The organism is Paraburkholderia sp. BCC1886, assembly GCF_900996245.1.
Taxonomy (GTDB): Bacteria; Pseudomonadota; Gammaproteobacteria; order Burkholderiales; family Burkholderiaceae; genus Paraburkholderia.
Genome location: NZ_CAAJGK010000052.1, coordinates 477,128 through 498,767 on the forward strand (window position 1 = coordinate 477,128; position 21,640 = coordinate 498,767).

The window sequence follows — 21,640 nt, forward strand, 5'->3', positions numbered from 1 at the left end:
CGCAGAGCAAAAATTCAGCGCGCAAACGTTTGACCAGACGAAAAAAAAGCGGGCCTGGAGCCCGCTAAAAACCACACGCTACGGGGTTAGCGCGAGGAGACCAAAGGTAGAACCGAGAGACGACCACCCTGCGTCGACTACGACCCCAGCAGGGATGCCCCTTTACAGGGCTTCGGCATACGCCGACCGGCAAGTGCATCGTATCCGCTCACACCACACACCCAGCCACATCCGTGTTGAAACCGTTGAGGCATTGTGGGCGAATAAACCGGGCAACGCGGTAACAAAGTGTTTCAGGTTGTAACGCCCGCCGGATAAGGCGCTCCGGGTCATCTTGCCAAATTTTCACGTTTTAAACGAAGTTTTTACCGATGACTCGGGCGCAAGTTCATACGCCCGATTGATGCTATTCAGGACGCATATTGCCGCGCAATTTCTTCAGTCGATTTCGCATGAAATCGTTGCATACGCATCTTTTGCCCTGGTTCGGTGACACGAGGTGGCTGTTACAGGCGGCTACTTCATCAGACCTGAAAGACCGGTTCGGGATGCAATGTATGCATGTTGCGGTGCCCCAAACCGGTCCTGCGGCAAGGCGGATCAAAGGGGCAGTTCTGCAACGCACATTTCTCTGAAACCGTTTAAATGCCTACCAGCCACCCCTATGACGGTTACACGAATCCGTCAGATCCACGGCCTTCCCTCTCTTGTTCAGCGACTACTTCAACCACTTATCCGAGATCGCCTGATATTCGCCTGTGGCGCGAGCGAGGTGCAGCCATTGGTCGACATACTGCTGGAACGCCACGTCGCCGCGCGGCAGCAACCAGGCCTTTTCTCCATATTGAAACGGCTTGTCCGGATGGACCGAACACAACCCTGGATTCAACTTTTGCTGCAGCAAAGTCTCCGACGCGTCGGTGACCATGACGTCCGCTTTGCCCGCCAGAATCTGCTTGAAGATCGTAACGTTGTCCGGATAAACGGTAAGGTTGGCGTGCCCGAAATACTGCTTGGCGAACCGCTCGTTCGTGCCGCCCGGATTCACGATTACCCGCGTGGAAGGCTGATCGATTTGCGCGACCGTCTGATATTTATCCACGTCCCCGCAACGGACGATCGGCGTTTTTCCGTCGATCATGTACGCCTGGGTGAAGAACGCGTGCTTTTGGCGCTCGAGCGTGGGGGACACCCCGCCTACGCCGACATCGCATTTCGCGACGAAGTCGTTCATCAAATTCGACCAGGACGTCTTCACGTATTCCGTCTTCACACCCAGCGATTTGGCGAGCGACTCGGTCATGTCGATGTCGATGCCTTCGAACGTGCCATCCGCCTTATAGAACGAGTACGGCTTGTAGTCACCGGTCGTGCAGGCCCTCAGCGTACCGCGCGCGAGAATCTCGTCGAGCCGCGAAGCGCCCGCGGCAGCGGCCACGCCGCTGGCTTGTGCGTGAGCCACGCCCGTGTGCATAAAAACACCGGCCAGAACGCCGATCAGCGCGAATACGATTTTCTTCATGAGGTCTCCTTGGGTCGTGTCGTTGTAGGGTCAGGCCGACGGATCATAGCCCGCCCGGCTCCGCTTGAACATTAGCCGTTCAGCCAGGGTACGGCGCCCCGAACCACCGCCAGCCGAACCCGATCCGACCGGTCGCAACAGTTATTGCCCATATCGGGGGCGATGGCCGTGGCCGCGTCCGGTAAAATGCCGCTTTGCCTTGAGTCGTACGCAACGTGGCCCATAAACTCCTGAACGACACTTTCCTGCGCGCGCTGCTGCGCCAGCCGACCGAATACACGCCTGTCTGGCTGATGCGTCAGGCCGGTCGTTATCTGCCGGAGTACAACGCCACACGCAGTCGTGCCGGCAGTTTTCTCGGCCTGGCCAAAAACCCGGCGTACGCCACCGAAGTTACGCTGCAACCGCTCGAACGTTATCCGCTCGACGCAGCCATCCTGTTTTCCGACATTCTCACGGTGCCCGACGCAATGGGCCTCGGCCTCGAGTTCGTCACCGGCGAAGGCCCGCGTTTCGCGCGGCCCGTGCGCACGGAAGACGACGTGGCCCGTCTCGCGGTGCCGGATATCGACGCGACGCTGCGCTACGTGACCGACGCCGTGCGCGAAATCCGTACGGCGCTGACCGACGCACAAGGCCGTCAACGCGTGCCCCTCATCGGTTTTTCGGGCAGCCCGTGGACGCTCGCGTGTTACATGGTCGAAGGCAGTGGCTCGGCCGACTTCCGCACGGTCAAATCCATGCTTTACGCGCGCCCCGACCTGATGCACCGCATTCTCGACGTCAACGCGCGTTCGGTCGCGGCCTACCTGAATGCGCAGATCGAAGCCGGCGCGCAAGCGGTGATGATTTTCGACACTTGGGGCGGCGCACTGGCGGACGGCATTTACCAGCGGTTCTCGCTTCACTACATCCAGCAGGTCGTCAGCCAGTTGAAACGCGACCACGACGGCGAGAAAGTGCCCGTCATCACGTTCACGAAGGGTGGCGGTCTGTGGCTGGATCAAATCGCCGATATCGGCGTCGATGCGGTCGGTCTCGACTGGACCGTGAATCTGGCCAATGCCCGCGAGCGCGTTGGTAACAAGGTCGCGCTGCAGGGCAATATCGACCCGTCCGTCCTGTTCGCTCCGCCGTCGGTCATCCGGGCGGAAGCGCGCGCGGTGCTCGACAGTTTCGGCAACTATCCGGGGCACGTTTTCAATCTTGGTCACGGCATCTCGCAGTTTACGCCGCCGGAGAATGTCGTTGAACTCGTCGACGAAGTGCATCGCCACAGCCGTGCCATTCGCAGCGGCACGCGTGCACCGGCATGATGCTGTAATCCTTGCCGTTTTTGCTGCGATGCCGCGAAGTGGGCTCTTGGTCTAAGGATAAATTTCCCGCCCCGGGGCCGTCCATTGGCCCTCTCGCAGATGTCAAGACTTGACTTATGCACATTTATCACGCTGCGGCGCGGTAGAAGCTTTCGTCCTGCACGGACCCTTGCACATTGCCGGCACATTTGATCCGGGCCTTATCTGGCAAGGCTTTGGCGGGACCAGGCGGGAATGTGCGGAACCCCACAGAAGGCCGCTGCGACGCGGTTTCCGGCGCTTCGAAGCGAAGTTCTCAACAAAGTTATCCACAGGCCAGCGGACCGATTGCAATTGTTCAGCGGAATCCAAAACTTAGCGCGAAAGTTGAGGTTTTACTTTAACTTCGACGTGACGAATTCCCCTGCACGGAAACCGGCGTGAGCGAAGTGTTCGTCCGCGTCGCGCTGGATCATCCGCTGCCGACCCTGTTCGACTATCGCTACGACGCGTCCGCGCCCGTCGCGCCGGGCAGCATGGTCAGCGTGCCGTTTGGCAAGCGGCACGTGGTTGGCCTCGTGTGCGAAGTCACGGATCACACCGAAGTCCCCGCCGATCGTCTGCGCGACGTGAGCGATGTGTGCTCGGCCTGTCCGCCGCTGTCGGAACATTGGCTGGGCCTGGCCGCATTCGCCGCGGACTACTACCAGCGCGGTCTCGGCGAAGTGGCGTTGCCCGCGCTGCCGCAGGCTCTGCGCGATGCTTCTCGCTGGTCGCGGCTTTTCGCGCCGGAAGCGCGCTACCGGCTCACGCCGGAAGGACGCGCGGCCTTGCCCGACAGGTTGCCGGTCCGCGCCAGCGCGCTGCGCAAACTGGCACAAGCGCTGGTCGAAGCGGATTTCCTGCTGGCTGCCGACGCCCGCGCGCTCCACCCCAAAGCCATCGCCACTCTGGACGGCTGGCAGTCGGACGGCTGGGTCGCCCTCGAACTGATCGAAGCCGCCGCGGTCTTGCCCGCAACGTCGGCAGCGTCGGGCGCCGACCTCCCTTCGCCCAGGCTGCCGACCCTGACCGACGAACAGGCGACCGCCGTCGAAGCAATCCGCGATGCCGACGGTTTCGCGCCGTTTCTGCTGCACGGCGTGACCGGCAGCGGCAAAACCGAGGTCTATCTGCGCGCGCTGGCCGAGATTCTGGCCGCGAAGCCCGACGCGCAGGCGCTCGTGCTCGTGCCGGAAATCAATCTCACGCCGCAGTTCGAGTCCGCCTTCCGCGCCCGCTTCTCGGCGCTGGAAGGCACGGCGATCGTTACGCTGCACAGCGGCCTCGCGGAAGGCGAGCGCGCCCGCAACTGGTTCGCCGCGCACACCGGCCGCGCCCGCATCGTGCTCGGTACGCGCCTCGCGGTGCTAGCCTCGTTGCCGAATCTCGCGATCATCGTGGTCGATGAAGAGCATGACCCGGCCTACAAGCAGCAGGAAGGCTTGCGCTATTCGGCCCGCGACCTGGCCATCTATCGCGCCAAGCAACTGGCCTTGCCGGTCGTCCTGGGTTCGGCGACGCCATCGCTGGAAAGCTGGTGGCAGGCCGACCAGGGGCGCTACCGACGCCTCACGCTGACGCGCCGCGCGGTGGCCGAAGCCGTGCTGCCGAGCGTCCGCCTGATCGACCTGGAAGAGGAGCGCCGCCGCGGGCGCGCCTCGGTGGAGGGCCTGTCCGGCCCGTTGATCGCCGCGCTGAAAACGCGTCTGGAGCGTGGCGAGCAGAGCCTCGTTTTTCTGAACCGCCGCGGCTACGCACCGCAACTCGCTTGCGACGCCTGCGGCTGGGTGGCGGGCTGTCCGCGGTGCAGCGCCTACGTCGTCCTGCACAAGCCCGAGCGCGCGCTACGCTGCCATCACTGCGGCTGGGAGGCGCGTATTCCGCGCTCGTGCCCGGACTGCGGCAACGTGGATATCGCGCCGATGGGACGCGGCACGCAGCGCGTCGAAGAGACGCTCGCGAGCGCGGTGCCCGGCGCCCGCATTCTGCGCATCGACGCCGACAGCACGCGCCGCAAGGGCAGCGCGCAGGCGCTTTTCTCGGACGTTCATGCCGGCGAAGTCGACATCCTGGTCGGCACGCAGATGATCGCGAAAGGGCACGACTTCCAGCGCGTGTCGCTGGTCGGTGTGCTGAACGCCGACACCGCGTTGTTCTCGCACGACTTCCGGGCGAGTGAGCGTCTGTTCGCACAACTGATGCAGGTGAGCGGCCGCGCGGGCCGTGGCGGGTTGCCGGGCGAGGTGCTGGTGCAGACGCGTTATCCGCGCCACGCGCTGTATCACGCCTTGGCGCGCCACGATTACGTCGGCTTCGCGAATTCGACGCTGGCCGAGCGGCGCGATGCGCACCTGCCGCCATTCGTCTATCAGGCGTTGCTGCGCGCCGAAGGCCGAACGCTCGAAGCCGCGCTGGCCTTCCTGCAACAGGCCGCCGCCGGCCTAACGGGCATTCCGGCCGCCGAACGCGTGACCGTCTACGACGCCGTACCGCTCACGATAGTCAAGGTGATGCACGTGCACCGCGCGCAACTGCTGATCGAAAGCGCGTCGCGCGGCGCGCTGCAAGCCACCCTCCGTGCGTGGCAGCCGGTATTGCGCAGCCTCAAGGGCGTCTTGCGCTGGAATCTCGAAGTCGATCCTCTCGATATCTGACGCGCTCGCCGGTCGCTCCGGTCGTCCCACTCGCCGCCGCGCGTTACTTCTTTGTCTCATATCCATAGAGCGAATGGTCGTTTCGTTTTGCGCAATAGCTGGCCTATATTTCGGCAAATCGGCGCAATTTCAGGCACAACTCCAACATTCCGCGCCGACGCAATTCAACTTCCTCGGGGCATGGCGATGAGCAATACCAATACAACGCTGGAAAGCGGCCGGGCGCCGGCGAACCCGCAAACCGCGCGTGGCGGCGGGCTCTTTTCCACTGAAGACTGGTGGGCCGTCTGGGTCGGGCTGCTGGCGATCGTGGTCGCGTGGGCGCTGTTCGCGTCCGGCAGCAGCATCAAGTGGCTGGCGGTGGCGCCCGCCAAATGGTCGAGCGTGGCGCAGGCCGCGCACGATATCGGCCAGCATCTGCCTAACTACGTCGCGCTGTTCGTCGCGTTCGCGGTGGTGTTCGGCGTGAGCCTCGCTGCGCTCGGGCAGCGAATCGGCGCGTTTCTCGGCTCGTTCCTGATTCTCTTCGTCGCCTCCGCGGTGATCTTCACGATCGGCGCGTGGACCAGGGCATCGACCTATAACCTCGAACCGCCGCTCGTCGCGCTGGCGCTCGGTCTGATCGTCTCGAACGTGTTCACGTTGCCCAGCTGGTTCTCGGCGGGTCTGCGCGTCGAGTTTTATATCAAGGTGGGAATCGTGCTGCTCGGCGCGACCTTGCCGTTCACGCTGCTGGTGTGGGCGGGTCCGGTCGCGCTCGGCCAGGCGACCATCGTGTCGCTCGCCACGTTCTTCGTGATCTTCTTCGCCGCCAAGGCGTTCGGTCTGGACCATCGCTTCGCCGCCGTGCTGGGCGTCGGCGGCGCGGTTTGCGGCGTCTCGGCGGCCATCGCCATTGCCGGCGCCGTGCGCGCGAAGCGCGAACAGGCGTCGGTGGCCATCACGCTGGTCGTGCTGTGGGCGATCGTGATGATCTTCGTGCTGCCGTTCGCGTCCCGTTCGCTGGGCTTGTCGACCGGCGTGGCGGGCGCCTGGATCGGCACGTCGGAATTCGCCGACGCTGCCGGTATCGCCGCGGCGCAGGCGTACGGCGATCTCGCTAGTCACGCGGGCGGCGCGATTGCCGGTGCGCCGGAAGCATCGGTACAGGCCTTCACGCTGATGAAAGTGGTCGGCCGCGATATCTGGATCGGCATCTGGGCTTTCGTGCTGGCGATCGTCGCGACGACGCGCTGGGAAACCCAGGAAAGCGGCGTCAAGGCGCGCGTGGATGCGCGCGAAATCTGGGCGCGCTTCCCGAAATTCGTGATTGGTTTCGTGATCGCGTCGGCGCTCGTCACGTGGATTGCCAGCCACTATTCGCTGGCCGATTACCGCAAGGTGGTGACACCCGATTTCGTCGCGCCGATCACTGCATTGCGCGTCTGGGCGTTCACGTTCTGTTTCCTGAGCATCGGGCTGACCACGCGTTTGCGTTCGCTCTCGTCCACCGGATGGAAGCCGTTCCTCGCGTTCACGGTGGGCGTGGTGGTCAATATCGCGATTGGCTACGCGCTGTCGGCGCACCTGTTCGCGCCGTACTGGAACAGCTTCGGGCAGGGTTCGTAATGGGCTGGGCTGTCCGTCGCCGCGCGAGGCAGCCGGACGCCGCGGCCGTTCAGGCCGCGCGGAGCACTCAGGTGACTGCGGTAACCTGCCCCACGCCGGAAGCATCCCACTCGCCGCGCTGCGCAGACTGCGCGCATCGCGTCGAGAATCGGGATTCGCTGGAGCAGGCGATTCCAGGGCTGGTGGTGTTCAGTTCCGGATTCGGCGCGAGCGTGGCGGACAGCCGGCTATGCCGGCTGCACGACCAACTCGTTTCGCCCGATGACGCCTGCGCGCGTTTCGCACCCGTACAGCGCCACTAACGCATCTCCTCAGGCGCGCCGCCTCAGGCTCGCCGCCTCAGGCTCGCCTCCCCCGCCTTCCCCGCCTCACTCGTTCACTGCGGCCCTCGCATCGCCCGTCGATGCCCGCGAGGCCGCGCGCGGCCGTCCTTCTTCGGGCGGGCGCCGGTTCGCCCCAATCGTGGCGCCGCGGATGAACAGCACCGCGCAGGCCGCGCACATCGCCCAAATGCCCAGTACCACCAGCCACTTTTCCATGTCCTGTCCTCGAACCCCGTACCGTTTTATATGCATGCCGCAAAGGCCGCATGTCGTTGATGTGTGTTAACGGCGCGTGGTATGAACTCATAAGGGTAAAGACGAAAAGAATCACGCCAGGGAAAATACGGATCGCAACCAGCGCGCCGAACTGTCCGGGTCTATCCGCCTCAAACGCCCGTGCCATGGCGCTTTCCATTGGGTGCAACCGGCTCTCTGGAATGGTTGCACCTTTTTTTTGGGAAGCGTACGATTCGCCAACTTTTTAGTCTTTTCACCGGCATATCGTCTGGTATCCCAAGAAGGAAACATGGCTAGCACCACCCTTGGCGTCAAGGTCGACGACCTCCTGCGTTCCCGGCTGAAAGATGCCGCGACCCGTCTCGAACGCACTCCGCACTGGCTGATCAAGCAGGCGATTTTTGCGTACCTCGAAAAGATCGAGCACGGGCAGTTGCCGCCCGAGTTGTCGGGTGTCACCGGCTCGGCGGATCTGGCCGACGGCACGTCGGTCGAGCACGAGGAAGATGGTGCGTCGCATCCGTTCCTCGATTTCGCGCAGAACGTGCAGCCGCAATCGGTGTTGCGCGCGGCGATCACCGCCGCGTATCGCCGGCCCGAACCGGAATGCGTGCCGTTCCTGCTGGGTCAGGCGCGCTTGCCGGCCAATCTCGCGGGCGACGTGCAAGCCATGGCGGGCAAACTGGTCGGCACCCTGCGCGGCAAGAGCCGGGGCGGCGGTGTAGAAGGGTTGATCCACGAATTCTCGCTGTCGAGCCAGGAAGGCGTGGCGCTGATGTGTCTGGCCGAAGCGCTGCTGCGTATTCCCGACCGCGCCACGCGCGACGCGCTGATCCGCGACAAGATCAGCAAGGGCGACTGGAAATCGCATATGGGTCAGGCGCCGTCGATGTTCGTCAACGCCGCGACCTGGGGCTTGATGATCACCGGCAAGCTGGTCACGACCAATAGCGAAACGAATCTGTCCTCGGCGCTCACGCGTCTGATCGGCAAAGGCGGTGAGCCGCTGATCCGCAAGGGCGTGGACATGGCCATGCGTCTGATGGGCGAACAGTTCGTCACCGGCGAGAACATCTCCGAGGCGCTCGCCAATAGCCGCAAATACGAAGCGCGGGGCTTCCGCTACTCGTACGACATGCTCGGCGAAGCGGCGACCACCGAGGCCGACGCACAGCGCTACTACGCGTCGTACGAGCAGGCGATCCACGCCATCGGCAAGGCGGCCGGCGGCCGCGGCATCTACGAAGGCCCGGGTATCTCCATCAAGCTGTCGGCGCTGCACGCGCGCTACTCGCGCTCGCAGCAGGAACGCACGATGAGCGAACTGCTGCCGCGCGTGCGCTCGCTCGCGATCCTCGCGCGCCGCTACGACATCGGCCTGAACATCGACGCCGAAGAAGCCGACCGCCTCGAAATCTCGCTCGATCTGCTCGAAGCACTGTGTTTCGATCCGGAACTGGCCGGCTGGAACGGCATCGGCTTCGTGGTGCAGGCGTACCAGAAGCGGTGCCCGTTCGTGATCGACTACCTGATCGATCTGGCGCGCCGCAGCCGTCACCGCATCATGGTCCGCCTCGTGAAGGGCGCGTACTGGGATACCGAAATCAAGCGTGCGCAAGTGGACGGACTCGAAGGCTATCCGGTCTACACGCGCAAGATCTACACGGACGTGTCGTACGTCGCCTGCGCGAAGAAACTGCTCGCCGCGCCGGATGCCGTCTATCCGCAGTTCGCCACGCACAACGCGCACACGCTGTCGGCCATCTATCACCTCGCCGGCAACAACTACTACCCCGGCCAGTACGAGTTCCAGTGTCTGCACGGCATGGGCGAGCCGCTGTACGAAGAGGTCACCGGACGCGGCAAACTGAACCGTCCGTGCCGCGTCTATGCACCGGTCGGCACGCACGAAACGTTGCTCGCGTATCTGGTGCGTCGTCTGCTGGAAAACGGCGCGAACACTTCGTTCGTGAACCGCATCGCCGATGAAAGCGTCGCCATCGACGACCTGATCGCCGACCCGGTCGACGAAGCATCGAAGATCGTGCCGCTCGGCGCGCCGCACGCGAAGATTCCGCTGCCGCGCAATCTGTTCGGCAGCGAGCGTCTCAATTCGATGGGCCTCGATCTGTCGAACGAGCACCGGCTGGCGTCGCTGTCGTCGGCGCTGCTGGCGAGTGCGCATCATCCGTGGCGCGCCACGCCGATGCTCGAGACCAACGAAACCACTGCGGGCGTCGCGAAGGACGTGCGCAATCCGGCGGATCATCGCGACCTCGTGGGTACCGTGGTGGAAGCCACCGCCGAAGACGTGAGCGCAGCGCTCGCGCATGCAGTCGCCGCTGCGCCGATCTGGCAAGCCACGCCGGTCGACGCACGGGCCGATTGCCTCGCCCGCGCCGCCGATCTGCTCGAAGCGCAGATGCACACGCTGATGGGACTGGTCGTGCGCGAAGCCGGCAAGTCGCTGGCGAACGCGGTCGCGGAAATCCGCGAAGCAATCGACTTCCTGCGCTATTACTCGACGCAAATCCGCAACGAGTTTTCCAACGATACGCATCGCCCGCTCGGGCCCGTGGTGTGTATCAGCCCATGGAATTTCCCGCTGGCGATTTTCATGGGCCAGGTGGCCGCCGCATTGGCCGCGGGCAACACCGTGCTCGCCAAGCCCGCCGAACAGACTCCGCTGATCGCCGCACAGGCCGTGCGCATTCTGCGCGAAGCCGGCGTGCCGGCCGGCGCCGTGCAACTGCTGCCGGGCGACGGCGAAACGGTGGGCGCGGCGCTGGTCGGCGATTCGCGCACCCGTGCTGTCATGTTCACCGGTTCGACCGAAGTCGCGCGTCTGATCAACCGGACGCTGTCGGGTCGCCTCGATCCGGATGGCAAGCCGATTCCGCTGATCGCCGAAACCGGCGGCCAGAACGCGATGATCGTCGACTCGTCGGCGCTTGCCGAACAGGTCGTCGCCGACGTGCTGCAGTCGTCGTTCGATTCCGCCGGTCAACGGTGTTCGGCGTTGCGCGTTCTTTGTCTGCAGGACGACGTCGCGGACCGCACGCTCGAGATGCTGACGGGTGCGATGCGCGAACTCGCGGTGGGCAATCCCGACCGGCTGTCGATCGACGTGGGTCCGGTGATCGACCTCGACGCGAAACGCGGCATCGACGCGCACATCGCCGCGATGCGCGACAGGGGTCGCAAGGTCGAGCAGCTGGCGATGCCCGAGGGCGGCGCGCAAGGCACCTTCGTACCGCCGACGCTGATCGAGCTCGACAGCATCGACGAGCTGAAGCGCGAGGTGTTCGGTCCGGTGCTGCACGTGGTGCGTTATCGCCGCAGCCAGCTCGACAAATTGCTCGAGCAGATCCGCACGACGGGTTACGGCCTGACGCTCGGCATCCATACGCGAATCGACGAAACGATCGCGCATGTGATCAGCCGCGCGCACGTCGGCAATATTTATGTGAACCGCAACGTGATCGGCGCGGTGGTGGGGGTTCAACCGTTCGGCGGCGAAGGTCTGTCGGGAACGGGGCCGAAAGCGGGCGGCGCGTTGTATCTGCAACGCCTGCTGGCCACGCGGCCGGCCGGGTTGCCGAAGTCGCTCGCGCAGTCGCTGATCGCCGAGGTACCGCAAGCCGGCAAAAACAGCGACAATCCGTCCGCCGCGCTGACCGCTCTGCGCGACTGGCTGATCGCCGAGCAGCAGCCGGTGCTGGCAGCGCGCTGCGACGGTTATCTGTCGCATGTACCGGCGGGCGCGACGGCGGTATTGTCCGGTCCCACCGGTGAGCGCAACACCTACACGCTGGGCGCGCGCGGCACCGTGCTGTGCATTGCGGCGACCGCCAGCGGGGCGCGCGTGCAATTGGCCGCGGCGCTCGCAACGGGCAATCACGCGTTGTTCGAAGGCGCAGCCGGCGAGCAGCTGGTGGCGCAATTGCCCGCGGCGCTTGCGTCGCATGCGAGCGTGAAGAAGAGCGCGGATGCGTCGTTCGACGCGGTGCTGTTCGAAGGCGACAGCGACGAGCTGCTGACGCTGGTGAAGGAAGTGGCCAAGCGGGCGGGCCCGATCGTCTCGGTCCAGGGCGTCGCGGCGCGCGCACTGGAAAGCGGCGAGGAAGACTACACGCTCGAGCGTCTGCTGACGGAACGCTCGGTCAGTGTCAATACCGCGGCGGCAGGCGGTAATGCGAATTTGATGACGATCGGCTGAGCGAACCTCACCGGTCCTCAATAAATCGGAAGCGGTACGGCGACCCCGAAACCGCTCCATCCACACCTGGTACCAAGGAGAAGCTATGCAATACAAGATGAAACAGCTGGCAGGCGCAGCGATGGTTGCGGCGATGTCGCTGGCGGGGACGGCTCATGCGCAATCGACCGAAGACGTGAAGATCGGCTTCGCCGGTCCGATGACGGGCGCACAGGCTCATTACGGCAAGGACTTTCAGAACGGCATTACGTTGGCGGTGGAAGACATGAACGCGACCAAGCCGGTGATCGGCGGCAAGTCGGTTCGCTTCGTGCTGGATTCGGCCGATGACCAGGCTGACCCGCGCACCGGTACGACCGTCGCGCAAAAGCTGGTGGACGACGGCATCAAGGGCATGCTCGGCCACTTCAACTCGGGCACCACGATCCCGGCTTCGCGTATCTACGCGAACGCGGGCATCCCCGAAATCGCGATGGCAACGGCGCCGGAATACACGCAGCAAGGTTTCAAGACGACCTTCCGCATGATGACGTCCGACACGCAGCAAGGTTCGGTCGCCGGCACGTTCGCGGTGAAGACGCTGGGCATGAAGAAGATCGTGATCGTCGACGACCGTACGGCTTACGGCCAGGGTCTCGCGGATCAGTTCGAGAAGGCTGCGAAGGCTGCGGGCGGCAAGATCGTCGATCGTGAGTTTACGAACGACAAGGCCGTCGACTTCAAGTCGATCCTGACCAAGCTGAAGGGAACCAACCCGGATCTGGTGTACTACGGCGGCGCGGATTCGCAAGCGGCGCCGATGGTCAAGCAGATGAAGCAACTGGGCATCAAAGCCCCGCTGATGGGCGGCGAAATGGTTCACACGCCGACCTTCATCCAGCTCGCGGGCGATGCCGCGAACGGCACGGTGGCCTCGCTCGCCGGCCTGCCGCTGGAAGAAATGCCGGGCGGCAAGGACTACGTCGCGAAGTACAAGAAGCGTTTCAACGAAGACGTGCAAACGTACTCGCCGTACGCGTACGACGGCGCGATGGCCATGTTCACGGCAATGAAGAAGGCGAACTCGACCGATCCGGCCAAGTACCTGCCGTTGCTCGCGAAGACCTCGATGCCGGCAGTGACGGCAGCGAACCTCGCCTACGACGGCCAGGGCGATCTGAAGAACGGCGGCATCACGCTGTACAAGGTGGTCGACGGCAAGTGGACGACGCTGCAAAGCGTGGGCGGCAAGTAAGCCGCGCTGGCTGTTTGCTTCGAGCCTGGAGAACCCCGCTTTGGCGGGGTTTTTTTATGGGGTGTGCAATTAAGGCCGTTGCCCTGTTAGCCATTCGTCCAGGGTTCTCTTGAAAAACATTTGATCGACAATTTCCTCGCGCGTTTTGCCGTTGAAACACGCAAATTGTATACGAGACATTTCGTATGAATGGGAGGTACAATTGCCGACAGATGACCAGTACGAACAGGCGAAGCGCACCGTCACCCGCGCGCTGAGATCCGGGAAGTTCGAGCACGAAGCTCGCCGACGCATCGAGGTTAAAAATCTTTTGTCGACGGGGGAAGTCACCCCGAGCTTCGTCGAACAACTCGTGGCAAGAAGCAACAGCACGCAATATCGCTCGTCGCCTCACCACTTCGTTCCCTCGCTCGACGTTCATATCGTCAAGTCCTCCGACTGGTACGTGAAGTTCTACTTCATCGGCGAGCCGGACACCGTGTTTATTAGCGTCCACCAGTGAGTGAAGCAATGAAGATGAAACTCTATGAAGAAGGCGATCGCAGCAGGGCGGTCTGCCACCATTGCAAACAACTGGTGGGCACGACTTTCGCGCGGCGCACCGTTCCGTTTAGCGACGGCCACGGCGAAGTGAAGAACATTCTCGCGGGCGTGTGCAACATCTGCGATCACGTTGTCACGGTCCCGGCGCAGTCCACGCCCGCCATTCGTGAAGCGAGGCAAAAAGAGGTGAAACCGATCGAGGCGCAATTGCCGGCCATTTATCTGGATGTGCTCGATCTCGCCGCTTATCAGGTCGACAGCGCGAGTTCGACCGAATTTCGCAAGGTTCTCATGACGCTGTATTTGCACCGGTTTGCGTTGGGCGAATATCCGCGTGCCTGGTTGCTCAGCGCACATCGCTCGGCGCTCGAGCGTTTCGGCGAGCATCGGGGTATCGCGCGGCGGCGCCTGTCGATGAAGGTGACGCCGCGCATTGCCGAAGACCTGAAAATGCTGATGGCTGAAACGGCGCTCAGCCAGACCGAAGTGATCAAGTCGGTGATCTATCAAATCCAGAGCGACATCATCGAGTCGCACAAGCCCGCTCTGATGAAAGAGCTCGGCACCTTGTCCGTTATCTACGCGTAGGCCGCAAGCCCCACCTGTCGCTCAACACTCGACAATATTCACCGCCAGCCCGCCGCGCGACGTTTCCTTGTATTTGGTCTTCATATCCGCGCCGGTTTCACGCATCGTCTTGATTACCGAATCGAGCGACACGTAGTGGCTGCCGTCGCCGCGCAGCGCCATGCGCGCCGCGTTCACGGCCTTGACCGACGCCATCGCATTGCGCTCGATACACGGAATCTGCACCATCCCGCCGACCGGGTCGCAGGTCAGCCCGAGGTTGTGCTCCATGCCGATTTCCGCGGCGTTCTCGACCTGTCTCGGCGAGCCGCCCATCACGGCGGCGAGCGCCCCCGCCGCCATCGAGCACGCCACGCCCACTTCTCCCTGGCAACCCACCTCCGCGCCCGAAATCGACGCGTTGAGTTTGTACAGAATGCCAATGGCGGCCGCGGTCATCAGAAAGTCGATCACGCCTTGCTGGTTCGAGCCCGGCATGAAGCGCGTGTAGTAATGCAGCACGGCTGGAATGATGCCGGCCGCGCCATTGGTCGGCGCGGTGACCACGCGGCCGCCCGCGGCGTTTTCCTCGTTCACGGCGATTGCATACAGGTTGATCCAGTCGACCATCGAGAGCGGATCGCGCAGCGCGAGTTCGGGATTGCCGGAGAGCGAGCGATACAACTGCGGCGCGCGGCGCTTCACCTGAAACGGGCCGGGCAAATGACCATCGGCATCCGGGTTGCCGATGCCGCAGCCGCGCGCGACACACGACTGCATCACGTCCCAGATTTTCAGCAGGCCCGCGCGCGTCTCGTCTTCGGTGTGCCAGACGCGCTCGTTTTCCCACATCAACTGGGCAATGCTTTTGCCGGTCGATTCGCACAGCGCAAGCAACTCGTTGCCGCTGCGAAAAGAATGCGGGAGTTGATCGACGGCGCTCAGCACTTTCGTGTTCGGCGCACCTGCGGTCACCACGAAGCCGCCGCCCACCGACAGATATGTCGACTCGCGTAGCAGGCCGCCTTGCGCGTCGAACGCACGCAGCTTCAAACCGTTCGGATGCTCGGGCAGCGCCTGGCGATAGAACGAGATGTGTTCCTTCTGCACGAACGGCACGTCGTGCGTGCCGAGCAGCGCGAGCTTGCGCGATACTCGCACGGCTTCGAGACGCTCGGCGATCGTATCGGGATCGACGGTGTCGGGCGCGTCGCCCAAAAGACCCAGCATCACGCCGCGATCGGTACCGTGCCCCTTGCCGGTCGCGCCGAGCGAACCGTACAGATCCACTTTCACCGACGCGCACGCGTCGAGCAGTCCATCGCGTTCGAGCCCTTGTGCGAACATCAGCGCCGCGCGCATCGGTCCGACCGTATGCGAACTGGACGGCCCGATGCCGATTTTGAAAAGGTCGAACACGCTAACTGCCATTGACTGCTCCTGCCGTAAAAAAGGGTTTAGCGCGCCGGCAGCGGCAAACACACGGCGAGCCACGCGGGCGGCGTCGGTGCGAGCTTCAGCGCGATCGGCGTATAGCGTCCGTCCAGACGCGCCGCCAGGTGAAACAGTTCTGTCGCGTTCTTCGGCTCCCACTGGCCCGTATAACCCGGCAAGCCGGCCTTGCGACGTTTGGCATCGAACGGAACGCTCGAATGCACGAATTCATCATGGGTCTTGCTACCGGCCGCATACGGCGCGAGCCAGTTGAGCGCGACTTGCAGCGTCGCACCGTCGGCGCCTTTTTCCGCGAGCCAGTTGCGGTTGTGGCGGCGCGCGGACAGCGCGGCAGTGACGAGCGGCTGCAGGTCGTAGGTGACGTAATGCAGCGCATCGCGCTCGCTGAAATCGACGGTCGAACCGTCCGGCTCGATGTTGTCGCCAACATGTTCGACGAACAGACGCTGCGCCGCGTTGATCATCTTGCGGTTGTCCAGCGTGAACGCGGCCATGGCGATCAGCTTGATGCGATGACTCTGCCAATTGTTACGGAACGTGCCTTTCAGCGGCCGCGGCTGCGTGTCGATCTGCTGGATGTAGCCGGTCGCCAGCTTCGTCAGAAAGGCCATCGACGCGTTGCGGGTTTTGACCGGCAGCGCGCTCGCCGTCATGTCGTACGCGAGAATCAGGCCTTCGAAACGCGTTTCGTCGATTGGATTGAAACTGGGCTGATACGTCGTGACCCACGCGTATAGCAAACGATCCACCAGCTTGAGATACCGGTCGTCGCTGGTGGCGCGCCACGCGAGCGCGGCGTCGCGCAGCAGATCGAGATCTTTTTCTGCTTCGACGCTCTGGTCGTAAATCCCTTCATGCGGCAAGGTGCCTTCGGTGTGGAGCTTCGCCAGCGCATGCGGCTGGTCGTTCAGATGAGCCTGCACGTTGCCGACGAGTGCCTTGACGCCGGGATCGGCGTTGGTGCGCTCGCTGGTCTGCAACGCGGGCGCCGCACAGAAATTCATCGCGGCCTGCGCGGCGCGCAGCGGCAGCAGGACGGCTGCGCCGGCCAGCATCGCTACGCCGGCACGGCGCCATGTTGAGACTTGCCTGACTTCGATCCGGCTGTGCATCGATCGCACCTTTCGCGCCATGCGAAACTCCTCGTTAGGCTGATTCGGTGTGTGATGTTAGCCGTTTGCGGGCGCTTGCAACAGAACTGAACCGGCAGACCCGACCGCAGGCGCGCGCCTGCGGTCACTGTCGCCTTACTCGTAATCGGCCACCGGCACGCACGAGCAGAACAGATTGCGGTCGCCATACACGTTGTCCGCACGACCCACCGGCGGCCAGTACTTTTTCGCGATCAACGTCGGCAACGGATAGGCGGCGGTTTCGCGCGCATAGGCATGCTTCCAGTCGTTCGCGATGACCACGGCAGCGGTATGCGGCGCGTGCTTGAGCGGATTGTCCTCGCGGTCCGAGCGGCCTTCTTCCACTGCGCGGATTTCGTCGCGAATCGCGATCATCGCTTCGATGAAGCGGTCGAGTTCCTCTTTCGATTCCGATTCGGTCGGCTCGACCATCAGCGTGCCCGGCACCGGGAAGCTCATCGTCGGCGCATGGAAGCCGTAGTCGGCGAGACGCTTGGCGACGTCGTCGACGGTAATGCCGCTCGTGTCCTTGATAGGACGTAGGTCGAGAATGCACTCGTGCGCGACCAGTCCGCCCGGGCCCGAATACAGCACCGGATAATGCGGCGCCAGTTTATTCGCGACGTAGTTCGCGTTGAGAATCGCGGTTTCGGTCGCAGCGGTCAGGTTCTTCGCACCCATCATCGCGATATACATCCACGAGATCGGCAGGATCGACGCGGAGCCGTAAGGCGCGCCCGATACCGCGCCGATGCCGTTCGGCGTGCGCTCGTAGCCCGACGAGATCTGGTTCGGCAGGAACTGCGCGAGATGCGCGCCCACCGCGACCGGACCGACGCCCGGTCCGCCGCCGCCGTGCGGAATGCAGAAGGTCTTGTGCAGATTCAGGTGCGAGACGTCGCCGCCGAACTGGCCCGGCGCGGTCAGACCGACCATCGCGTTCATGTTCGCGCCGTCGACGTACACCTGGCCGCCGTGCGCATGCACGATCTCGCAGATTTCGCGCACGTTCTGCTCGAACACGCCGTGCGTGGACGGATACGTGATCATGATTGCCGCGAGCTTGCCGGCGTGCTGTTCGGCTTTCTTCTTCAGGTCGTCGATATCGACATTGCCTTGCGCGTCGCAGGCCACCACGACCACCTGCATACCGGCCATTTGCGCCGATGCCGGGTTCGTGCCGTGCGCCGAAGCGGGAATCAGGCAGACATTGCGATGCGCTTCGCCGCGCGACGCGTGGTAAGCGTGAATGATCAGCAGGCCCGCATACTCGCCTTGCGAGCCGGCATTCGGTTGCAACGACACGGCCGCGTAACCGGTGGCCGCGACCAGCATCGCTTCGAGCTGGTCGATCATTTCACGGTAGCCGACCGTTTGTTCGGCCGGCGCGAACGGATGAATCTGGCCGAACTCGGGCCACGTGACCGGCAGCATTTCCGAGGTCGCGTTCAGCTTCATCGTGCACGAGCCGAGCGGGATCATCGAGCGGTCGAGCGCGAGGTCCTTGTCCGACAGGCTGCGCAGATAGCGCAGCATTTCCGTCTCCGAATGATGACGGTTGAACACGTGGTGCGTGAGGTACGCGCTGGTGCGTTCGAGCGCGGCCGGCACCGAGGCTGTCTGCGCTGCTGCGAGCGCGGCGTCGAGCGCGTCGACTTGCGGCACATCGGCCGCGGCGGTCACGCCGGCAGCTTGCGCGAACACCGCGAGCAGATCGGCCAGATCGCGGCGCGACGTGGTTTCGTCGATGGACAGGCCCACTTGCGTGTCGCTCACGCGGCGCAGGTTGATGCGCTTCCCGCGTGCGGCGTCGTGCAGCGCCGCCGTGCGCGCGCCGCTGTCGAACGTGAGCGTATCGAAGAAGGTTTCGTTGACGAGCTTGTAGCCCAGTTGCTGCGCGCCTTCGGCGAGCAACGCGGCGATGCGGTTCACGCGCAGCGCGATGGTCTTCAGACCGTGCGGGCCGTGATACACCGCGTACATGCTGGCCATGATCGCGAGCAGCGCTTGCGCGGTGCACACGTTCGACGTCGCTTTCTCGCGGCGGATGTGCTGTTCGCGCGTTTGCAGCGCGAGACGCAGCGCCGGGTTGCCTTGTGCGTCGACCGTCACGCCGACCAGACGGCCCGGCATCTGCCGCTTGAATTCGTCGCGCACGGCGAGGTAAGCCGCGTGCGGGCCGCCGAAGCCGACCGGCACGCCGAACCGCTGCGTATTGCCGACGGCGACGTCCGCGCCCCATTCGCCGGGCGGCGTGAGCACCGTGAGCGCCAGCAGGTCGGCTGCGGCCACCACGTGACCACCGGCGGCATGCACGGCATCGGCGAGCGCGCGGTAGTCACGCACGTCGCCGTTCACGCCCGGGTATTGCAGCAGCACGCCGAACGCGTTGGCGGTGGCCGCTTCCGCGGCCGGGCCGACTTTCACTTCGATACCGACCGGCGTGGCGCGCGTCTTCACGACTTCGATGGTTTGCGGCAGCACGTCGTCGGCCACGAAGAACACATTCGACTTCGGCTTGCCGACGCGTTGCAGCAGCGTCATCGCTTCGGCGGCCGCCGTGGCTTCGTCGAGCAGCGACGCGTTCGAGATGGCAAGGCCAGTCAGGTCGACGATCATCTGCTGGAAATTCAGCAGCGCTTCCAGTCGGCCTTGCGAGATTTCCGGCTGATACGGCGTGTACGCGGTGTACCACGCCGGATTTTCCAGCACGTTGCGCAGGATCACCGTCGGGGTGTGCGCGTTGTAGTAGCCCTGCCCGATATACGAGCGGAACACCTGGTTCTTGTCCGCGAGTTCGCGCAGCGCGGCGAGCGCTTCGGCTTCGCTCTTCGGTTGCGCGAAGGGGCCGAGCGGCAGCGTTTCGGTGCGGCGGATCGCCTTCGGGATGACGGCGTCGATCAGCGCGGCGCGCGAAGCGAAGCCGAGGGCATCGAGCATCGCGTGCTGGTCGGCCGAATCCGGGCCGATATGCCGTTCGGCGAAGGCGTCGTGCACTTCGAGCGCGGCGAGCGAGAGAGGAGTGCGGTTCATCAGACGATCCGGGTGTTCGAGCTTCATGGGGTGTTCCTGGCGGTGCGGCGCGCCATGCCTGACGGCCGCCGCACCTGACGGTTTAACGTAAAGGCGAGACTCAGGCGCCGACCGACTTCGCGTACGCGTCGGCGTCGATCAGACGATCCTGCGCGGCGTCGGCCGCCGGCTTGATCTTGAATAGCCAGTTGTCGTACGGCGCGCTGTTCACGCCGTCCGGCGTGTCGGACACGGCCGAGTTCGCTTCGATGATTTCGCCGGAAACCGGCGCGTAGATATCGGAGGCGGCCTTCACCGATTCGATGACGGCGACGGTGTCGCCGGCGCTGACGGTTTTGCCCAGTTCCTGGACTTCGAAGAAGACGATGTCGCCGAGCGCTTCCTGCGCGTGGTCGGTGATGCCGACGGTGAGCGTACCGTCTGCTTCAGTGCGGACCCACTCGTGCGATTCGGTGTATTTCAGATCGGCCGGGATGCTCATCGGATGCTCCTATGCGGTGTGATTCGGTATGGATTCAGATTCATGAAGAGAGGCCGCCGCCCGGACACTGTCGGACCTGCCCGAAGCGGCGACGCACGCGGCGGCTTGCTTAAACGGCGAGCACTTTGCCATTGCGCACGAACGGCAGTTTTACCACGCTTGCGGGAAGGTTTTTGTCACGAATCCGAACCTGCACGGTGTCGCCCGGTTGCACGCCGGCCGGCACGCGCGCAAAGGCGATCGATTCCTGCATGGTGGGCGAAAATGTGCCGCTGGTGATCTCGCCGTCGCCGTGCGGCGTGACGACTGTCTGGTGAGCACGCAGCACGCCTGCGGCACGGCCGTTCTCTTTCAGCAGGATGAGACCGACGAACGCGGACTTCGAACCATCCGCTTCCAGCCGGCCCCGGCCGATGAAGTCGCGCGGCGCCTTGAGGTCGACCGTCCAGGCGAGGCCCGCGTCGAGCGGCGACACGTCGTCGTCCATGTCCTGACCGTACAGGTTCATACCGGCTTCGAGGCGCAGCGTGTCGCGCGCGCCGAGACCGGCGGGGCGCACGCCTTGCGCCTGCAGCGCGTTCCAGAGCGCTACGACGTGGTCTGCGGGGACGATGATCTCGAAGCCGTCTTCGCCGGTGTAACCGGTGCGGGCGACGGTGAGTTCGCCGAACGGCGTGGCTTCGATGCGGGTGGCGTTGAAGGGCTTCAGTGCTTCCGATGCGGCGCGCGCGGCCGGCACCGTTTGCCAGACTTTTTCACGGGCGTTCGGACCTTGCACCGCGACAATCGCGACATCGCGGCGCGGCGTGATGGTCAGACCGAAACCGCCTTCGGCGTTGAGCTGGCCGAACCACGCAATGTCCTTGTCGGCGGTGCCCGCGTTCACCACCACACGGAAATGATCTTCGCCGAAGTAATAGACGATCAGGTCGTCGATCACGCCGCCATTCGGGTTCAACAGACAGGAGTAGAGCGCACGGCCCGGGGTTTGCAACTTCGCGACGTTGTTGGCCAGCGCGTATTCGAAGAAAGCGCGCACGCGCTCGCCGGTGAAGTCGACTACGCACATGTGCGAGACGTCGAACATGCCGGCGTCGGTGCGTACCGCGCGATGTTCGTCGATTTGCGAGCCGTAGTTGACAGGCATGTCCCAGCCGCCGAAGTCGACCATGCGGGCATCGAGCGCACGATGGGTGGCGTTGAGCGGGGTGTGTTTGAGTTCAGTCATGGGGCCTCGGGCATCTCGCGAAACAAAAAAGGCCATGCGGCGCTACGCCTCGCGGCATTTGCCTGC

General features: G+C 64.0%; 14 protein-coding genes. 7 read left to right on the forward strand and 7 right to left on the reverse strand.

Going from position 1 to position 21,640, the window contains the following annotated elements:
- Positions 1-718 precede the first annotated feature (718 nt).
- Positions 719-1,522, reverse strand: coding sequence for a transporter substrate-binding domain-containing protein (locus FQ746_RS20270; RefSeq protein WP_144111411.1), 804 nt, complete (start codon positions 1,520-1,522; stop codon positions 719-721).
- A gap of 215 nt (positions 1,523-1,737) precedes the next feature.
- Between FQ746_RS20270 and hemE the strand changes: the two genes are divergently transcribed.
- The 3 genes from hemE (at position 1,738) to FQ746_RS20285 (ending at position 7,121) form a co-directional block, all read left to right on the forward strand.
- A complete protein-coding gene (hemE, locus tag FQ746_RS20275) occupies positions 1,738-2,838 on the forward strand; it encodes a uroporphyrinogen decarboxylase (protein ID WP_144111412.1) in 1,101 nt (366 codons plus the stop codon).
- Between the two features lie 419 nt (positions 2,839-3,257).
- Positions 3,258-5,513 (forward strand): primosomal protein N', encoded by a 2,256-nt coding sequence (locus FQ746_RS20280; RefSeq protein WP_186310779.1) that lies wholly within the window; start codon positions 3,258-3,260, stop codon positions 5,511-5,513.
- Between the two features lie 186 nt (positions 5,514-5,699).
- On the forward strand, positions 5,700-7,121 hold the full coding sequence (locus FQ746_RS20285) for a YeiH family protein (RefSeq protein WP_144111413.1): 1,422 nt from the start codon (positions 5,700-5,702) through the stop codon (positions 7,119-7,121).
- Positions 7,122-7,489: 368 nt separating this feature from the next.
- Here FQ746_RS20285 and FQ746_RS34840 read toward each other — a convergent pair whose 3' ends face one another.
- Positions 7,490-7,660 carry a hypothetical protein gene (locus FQ746_RS34840; RefSeq protein WP_186310780.1) on the reverse strand — a complete coding sequence of 57 codons (171 nt, stop codon included), beginning with the start codon at positions 7,658-7,660 and terminating at the stop codon, positions 7,490-7,492.
- A gap of 310 nt (positions 7,661-7,970) precedes the next feature.
- On the opposite strand from FQ746_RS34840, the gene putA reads away from it, so the two are divergent.
- The 4 genes from putA (at position 7,971) to FQ746_RS20310 (ending at position 14,265) form a co-directional block, all read left to right on the forward strand.
- Positions 7,971-11,900 (forward strand): trifunctional transcriptional regulator/proline dehydrogenase/L-glutamate gamma-semialdehyde dehydrogenase, encoded by a 3,930-nt coding sequence (putA, locus tag FQ746_RS20295; protein ID WP_144111415.1) that lies wholly within the window; start codon positions 7,971-7,973, stop codon positions 11,898-11,900.
- 85 nt (positions 11,901-11,985) lie between these two features.
- A complete protein-coding gene (locus FQ746_RS20300; RefSeq protein ID WP_144111416.1) occupies positions 11,986-13,134 on the forward strand; it encodes a branched-chain amino acid ABC transporter substrate-binding protein in 1,149 nt (382 codons plus the stop codon).
- Positions 13,135-13,336: 202 nt separating this feature from the next.
- A complete protein-coding gene (locus tag FQ746_RS20305; protein ID WP_144111417.1) occupies positions 13,337-13,636 on the forward strand; it encodes a hypothetical protein in 300 nt (99 codons plus the stop codon).
- 8 nt (positions 13,637-13,644) lie between these two features.
- The gene (locus FQ746_RS20310; RefSeq protein ID WP_144111418.1) at positions 13,645-14,265 is read left to right on the forward strand and encodes a hypothetical protein; all 621 of its coding nucleotides are present in this window, start codon (positions 13,645-13,647) and stop codon (positions 14,263-14,265) included.
- A gap of 21 nt (positions 14,266-14,286) precedes the next feature.
- Here FQ746_RS20310 and FQ746_RS20315 read toward each other — a convergent pair whose 3' ends face one another.
- From FQ746_RS20315 to gcvT, 5 genes are all read right to left on the reverse strand, one after another.
- Positions 14,287-15,675, reverse strand: coding sequence for an L-serine ammonia-lyase (locus FQ746_RS20315; RefSeq protein WP_144111419.1), 1,389 nt, complete (start codon positions 15,673-15,675; stop codon positions 14,287-14,289).
- Positions 15,676-15,701: 26 nt separating this feature from the next.
- Complete coding sequence (locus FQ746_RS20320) at positions 15,702-16,832, reverse strand: alginate lyase family protein (protein ID WP_144111420.1); 1,131 nt, start codon at positions 16,830-16,832, stop codon at positions 15,702-15,704.
- A gap of 114 nt (positions 16,833-16,946) precedes the next feature.
- On the reverse strand, positions 16,947-19,892 hold the full coding sequence (gcvP, locus tag FQ746_RS20325; protein WP_144111421.1) for an aminomethyl-transferring glycine dehydrogenase: 2,946 nt from the start codon (positions 19,890-19,892) through the stop codon (positions 16,947-16,949).
- Between the two features lie 73 nt (positions 19,893-19,965).
- The gene (gene gcvH, locus FQ746_RS20330) at positions 19,966-20,346 is read right to left on the reverse strand and encodes a glycine cleavage system protein GcvH (protein WP_144111422.1); all 381 of its coding nucleotides are present in this window, start codon (positions 20,344-20,346) and stop codon (positions 19,966-19,968) included.
- 109 nt (positions 20,347-20,455) lie between these two features.
- Positions 20,456-21,574, reverse strand: coding sequence for a glycine cleavage system aminomethyltransferase GcvT (gene gcvT / locus FQ746_RS20335; RefSeq protein ID WP_144111423.1), 1,119 nt, complete (start codon positions 21,572-21,574; stop codon positions 20,456-20,458).
- Positions 21,575-21,640 lie beyond the last annotated feature (66 nt).

What these genes read in the sequence shown, in the direction of transcription:
- FQ746_RS20270 (WP_144111411.1), bottom strand. Translation starts at nt 1,522, where the DNA reads ATGAAGAAAATCGTATTCGCGCTGATCGGCGTTCTGGCCGGTGTTTTT.
- FQ746_RS20285 (WP_144111413.1), top strand. Translation starts at nt 5,700, where the DNA reads ATGAGCAATACCAATACAACGCTGGAAAGCGGCCGGGCGCCGGCGAAC.
- FQ746_RS34840 (WP_186310780.1), bottom strand. Translation starts at nt 7,660, where the DNA reads ATGGAAAAGTGGCTGGTGGTACTGGGCATTTGGGCGATGTGCGCGGCC.
- putA (WP_144111415.1), top strand. Translation starts at nt 7,971, where the DNA reads ATGGCTAGCACCACCCTTGGCGTCAAGGTCGACGACCTCCTGCGTTCC.
- FQ746_RS20300 (WP_144111416.1), top strand. Translation starts at nt 11,986, where the DNA reads ATGCAATACAAGATGAAACAGCTGGCAGGCGCAGCGATGGTTGCGGCG.
- FQ746_RS20310 (WP_144111418.1), top strand. Translation starts at nt 13,645, where the DNA reads ATGAAGATGAAACTCTATGAAGAAGGCGATCGCAGCAGGGCGGTCTGC.
- FQ746_RS20315 (WP_144111419.1), bottom strand. Translation starts at nt 15,675, where the DNA reads ATGGCAGTTAGCGTGTTCGACCTTTTCAAAATCGGCATCGGGCCGTCC.
- FQ746_RS20320 (WP_144111420.1), bottom strand. Translation starts at nt 16,832, where the DNA reads ATGGCGCGAAAGGTGCGATCGATGCACAGCCGGATCGAAGTCAGGCAA.
- gcvP (WP_144111421.1), bottom strand. Translation starts at nt 19,892, where the DNA reads ATGAAGCTCGAACACCCGGATCGTCTGATGAACCGCACTCCTCTCTCG.
- gcvH (WP_144111422.1), bottom strand. Translation starts at nt 20,346, where the DNA reads ATGAGCATCCCGGCCGATCTGAAATACACCGAATCGCACGAGTGGGTC.
- gcvT (WP_144111423.1), bottom strand. Translation starts at nt 21,574, where the DNA reads ATGACTGAACTCAAACACACCCCGCTCAACGCCACCCATCGTGCGCTC.